Below are 2,817 nucleotides of genomic sequence, written 5' to 3'. Positions count from 1 at the left end.
TGCGTATTTCAGGCCATCGTAGCCGGGCATTTCAGGCGAACGTAGCCGCCGTTTCAAACGAGCGTAGTCGGCGTTTCAGACGAACGTAGCCGGCATTTCACGCTGATCGTAGTCGCCCCAGGCGCACGCGAGTGACCCACTTCGGTGGGCATAGGCTGGCCGCTTTTTTTTGCGGATCAGAACCCGATGCCCACCCCAAGGATCACGATGCGTCAGATACGACAGGCTCTGCGCCTGCATTTGGAAGCAGACCTCAGCCACGCTCAGACCGGCCGGGCGTTGGGCATCCCGAAGGCCACGGTCGGCAAGTACGCACGCTTGGCGCGCGCTGCCGGCGTGGACTGGGCGATGGCCCAGACGCTCAGCGACAGCGAGCTCGAAGCGCGCCTTTATCGAGCGGCGGTGCCGCGCGCAGCGCATCATCTGGAGCCCGACTACGCGCGCATCCACCAGGAGCTCAAGCGCCCGGGCGTCACGCTGCAGTTGCTCTGGGAGGAATACGCCCAGGCCAACGAGCTGGCCTACAAGTACACCAGCTTCTGCGTCAAGTACCGCGCGTGGGCCGAAGGACTCAAGCGCTCGATGCGCCAGACCCATGTCGCGGGCGACAAGCTTTTCGTTGACTACGCCGGCGACACCATGCCGATCGTGGACTCGGCCACCGGCGAGATCCGCCAGGCGCAGATCTTCGTGGCCGCGCTGGGCGCCTCCAGCTTCACCTATGCCTGCGCCACCGCGACGCAGACAGCGCCCGACTGGGTCGCCTCGATCATCAACGCGCTGGAGTTCATCGGCGGCGTCGTGCGCTTGGTGGTGCCCGATCAGCCGCGCGCCCTCATCGCGCAACCCGACCGCTACGAGCCGGGCGTCGGCCGACTGGTCGAGGAGTTCTGCGAGCATTACAGCGTGGCCGTGCTCCCGGCACGCCCGGCTCATCCAAAGGACAAGCCCAAGGTCGAGGTCGCGGTGCAAATCGTTCAGAGGTGGATCCTGGCGCGCCTTCGCAACCGGCGCTTCTTCAGCTTGGGCGAGCTCAACCACGCCATCGCCGAGTTGCTGGTCGATCTGAACCAGCGTCCCTTCAAGAAGCTACCCGGATGTCGGCGCGAGGCCTTCGAGAAGCTCGACCAACCGGCGCTACGCCCGCTGCCGCCAACCAGGATGCCCATCGTGCGCTTCAAGACAGCGCGCGTCTCGATTGACTATCACGTTGACCTTGATGGCCACTACTACAGCGTGCCGCACCGCCTGGTGCGCACCACGGTGGAACTGCGCATCACCAGCAACACGCTGGAGATCTTCGCCGGCCAGCAGCGCGTGGCGGTACACCCGCTGAGCACCGCCCGGGGCAGGCATACGACCACGCCCGAGCACATGCCGGCATCGCACCGCGCCCACCGGGAGTGGACGCCGGCCAAGCTGATCGCCTGGGCAGAGCGCATCGGCGTGGGCTGCGCCGCACTCGTGCGCTGGCAGATGGAGAACCGCCCGCATCCCGAGCAGGGCTATCGGGCCTGCCTGGGCCTGCAGCGTCTGGCGCGCCAGTACGGCCCCGAGCGACTGGAGGCCGCATGCACGCGGGCGATGGCCATTCATTCGCCGACCTACCGCAGCGTTAACTCCATCCTCGTGAACGGCGCCGACCGCCAGGCGCTGCCGACCAAGCCAACTCAGACCTCCCTGCCACTGCACGACAACGTGCGTGGCCCCGATTACTACCACTGACCCAAGGAGAGCCTCCCCGTGATTCCTGCCCATACCCTGGACCAACTCAAGACGCTGCGCCTGGACGGCGTGGTGGCCGCCTTGAACGATCAAGCCGTCAGCAGCGCCGCCGCCGAACTGGACTTCGACGAACGCTTGAGCCTGCTCGTGCAGCGCGAGATCGACTGGCGTGACAACAAGCGTCTGACACGGCTTCTGAAGGCCGCCAGGCTCAAGGTCAGCAGCGCCTGCATCGAGGACATCCTCTGGCGCGATTCGCGCAACCTCGACCGCAACCTCATCACGTCGCTGGCTGGCTGCGACTGGGTCCGTCACGCGCGCACGGTTTTACTGACGGGGGCGACCGGCACGGGCAAGACTTGGTTGGGTTGCGCGTTAGCACGGCAAGCTGCGCGTTGCGGCTTCAGCGTGCTGTACGCGCGTACCTCGCGCCTGATGCAGGAGCTGCGCGTCGCCCACGGAGAAGGCAGCTTCAGCCGGCGGCTGGCGCAACTGGCGCGCGTGGACGTGCTGCTGCTCGATGACTTCGCAGGTACCCCGATGGCGCCGGGCGAACGCACGGATCTGCTCGAACTGCTCGACGATCGCGTGGGCACGAAGGCGACGTTGATCACGAGCCAACTTACGGTCGACAAATGGCATGCTTGGCTGGACGACCCCACCATCGCCGACGCGATCCTGGATCGCATCGTGCACTGCTCGCACCGCATCGCGCTGAAGGGGCCATCACTGCGCAAGAGCCAAGCCCCTGGCGAGGAACCCGCGCAATGATCGCTTCGCGCATGAGCGTGATCTACGGCGCCGCCGCCCAGAACACGACTTGCCCACCGCGGCGTGCGTTCGTCGCAAGCGACGCCCGCCGCCGTGGACAAGTCTGCATCGTCGTTAGAACAAACATCATCGCCTTCGGCGGCGTGTTGACCACCCCGGCGATGTTCGCCAGCGTGGACAACACGCGCGGCTTCACGCCATCGTAGTCGACTGAGATACCATGCAACCCTTCACTCGCGTGTGCCTCCATTGGCCACGATCACGCTGAATCGCCGGCTACGATCAGACTGAAATGCCCGGCTACGATCGCTGAAATCCGCA

At 65.7% G+C, this 2,817-nt stretch carries 3 protein-coding genes; all 3 read left to right on the top strand.

What is annotated here, in order from left to right:
• The first annotated feature begins 186 nt into the window (after nt 1–186).
• Genes istA through WKW77_RS34855 form a run of 3 tightly spaced genes read left to right on the top strand, consistent with a single transcriptional unit; the run spans nt 187 to nt 2,702 of the window.
• Nucleotides 187–1,725 (top strand): IS21 family transposase, encoded by a 1,539-nt coding sequence (gene istA / locus WKW77_RS34865; RefSeq protein WP_340361454.1) that lies wholly within the window; start codon nt 187–189, stop codon nt 1,723–1,725.
• 18 nt (nt 1,726–1,743) lie between these two features.
• A complete protein-coding gene (gene istB, locus WKW77_RS34860) occupies nt 1,744–2,496 on the top strand; it encodes an IS21-like element helper ATPase IstB (RefSeq protein WP_340361453.1) in 753 nt (250 codons plus the stop codon).
• Nucleotides 2,493–2,702 (top strand): hypothetical protein, encoded by a 210-nt coding sequence (locus WKW77_RS34855; protein WP_340361452.1) that lies wholly within the window; start codon nt 2,493–2,495, stop codon nt 2,700–2,702. Before istB ends, WKW77_RS34855 begins: the two co-directional genes overlap by 4 nt.
• Nucleotides 2,703–2,817 lie beyond the last annotated feature (115 nt).

Source organism: Variovorax ureilyticus (assembly GCF_037889935.1).
GTDB classification, from domain to species: Bacteria; Pseudomonadota; Gammaproteobacteria; order Burkholderiales; family Burkholderiaceae_C; genus Variovorax; species Variovorax ureilyticus.
Note: the sequence above shows the minus strand (reverse complement) of the source record. Positions and strands in the feature narration are given on the sequence as shown.